The following is a 1,517-nucleotide window of genomic DNA, read 5'->3' on the forward strand; positions in this document are numbered from 1 at the left end:
GGGGGGGGGGGCCCTTCCGCGTGCTCGGGGTCGGCGCGGTGGTCGCCTCTCGGCGAGTGGCACGTGGCGGCTCCAGCCTGACGGTATTCCGCGACGGCGCTAGGTGAGGCCCGGGGACACGACCGCGCCGACCGATCCGTACAACGGCGGGGGCCCGCCGGTTGTTCCCGGTTCGGCCAAGTGGCGCTCGTCACGCCGGGATTGCTCCGGGCGGCAGCGGGTACACGCGTCCCATGAGCCGAGACGAGCAGGCGGAGGAGCTGGTCGGGTACGCCCCGCAGACCGGTCCCGACGAGGTCGCCGAGGAGCTGGACGAGGACCGGCTGCGCCTCGACCCCCTGGAGGCGGGCATGGACCCGCCCGAGCACTGGACCGCCGCCGACAAGTACGGCACCACCCCGTACGAGCAGGCCCACCCCCGACCGCTGGACGACCGCCTCGCCGAGGAGCAGCCGGAGCTCGACGACCGCCCGCGCCCCGAGGCCGACCCGGACGCCGAGACCGACCCCGACTCGCCCGGAGACCCGGACCTGCTGGCCGTCCCGCTGAGCGAGGCCGAGCGCAGGGGCCAGGCCGCCGACGAGGCGGGCGGCTCCACGGCGGGCGCGGTGCGCGCCCCGGACGAGGTCGTCGAACCCGACGAGGAGTGAGCGCGGCTCCCGCCGCTTCCGAGCCGGGACCGGCGGTCGTGCTCGCGTGGCTGGTCGTCCTGCCACTGCTCATCGGTGTGGTGGGCGTCCAGCTCGGCGACGCGACCGGCCTGCTGTGGGTGAAGTTCGTCCCGGCCCCGCTCGCGTCCAGTGCTGTGGTGCCTGTGCTGATCCGCCACGCGGGCCTGCTCGACGACCTGCGCCGCTGAACCCCCGGCCCCCGAGGTGCGATCCACCTCGGGGGCCGGGCTCGTCCTCGGCCCCGCTACCGGGGCGGTTCGGTGGCCGGGCGCTCCGTGAACGCGCTGAGCAGCGGCACGCCGGCAGCGGCACACCGTCCGCCGTGCGCGCCGCTCCCGCCTCCTCCGCCGCCGCCGGTCCACGCACGCCCGCGAGCACGCGCTCACCAGCAGCGGCAGCGCGTCGGTCCCCGCCCGGCACCCGCGCAGCTCCTCCGGCCGGGTGATCTCGCACGGCAGCCAGTGCAGCTTGCGCGAGGTGCGGACGTCCGGCTCCCGCGGCGACCGCGCCCGCCCGACCTCGCGCGGCAGCCGCCCCAGGCCCGTGCCGCGCGGGGCGGGCACCTCCACCGCGGTCAGTCGCCCGCTCGAGGCAGGCACCTCCGCGCGGGCCACCACCTCGGCCCACGCGGGCAGCGAGGTGTCCTGCCGCTCGTCGTGCGGGGCGACGGTCGCCGGGGCGTCGTGGGCGTGCGCGTGGCAGCAGGAGTTCAGGTTCGACGGGGTCACCCGCGCGCCGCACCCGCACGCGCGCTTCCCCCAGCCGCACAACGTGATCCGCGCCCCCCCCCACCCCCGCCCCCCACCCGCCCGCCGCACGCCCAGCGAACCCCCCCCCCCCTAGGCC

General features: G+C 77.8%; 2 protein-coding genes. Both read left to right on the forward strand.

All coding sequences use genetic code 11. The features are described from left to right. Positions 1–233: 233 nt before the first annotated feature. The gene (locus tag ACTUAL_RS07085; protein ID WP_232519906.1) at positions 234–650 is read left to right on the forward strand and encodes a hypothetical protein; all 417 of its coding nucleotides are present in this window, start codon (positions 234–236) and stop codon (positions 648–650) included. Beyond that, the gene (locus tag ACTUAL_RS07090; RefSeq protein WP_440899683.1) at positions 647–859 is read left to right on the forward strand and encodes a hypothetical protein; all 213 of its coding nucleotides are present in this window, start codon (positions 647–649) and stop codon (positions 857–859) included. Before ACTUAL_RS07085 ends, ACTUAL_RS07090 begins: the two co-directional genes overlap by 4 nt. The last annotated feature ends 658 nt before the right edge of the window (positions 860–1,517 follow it).

Source organism: Actinosynnema sp., from assembly GCF_052038725.1.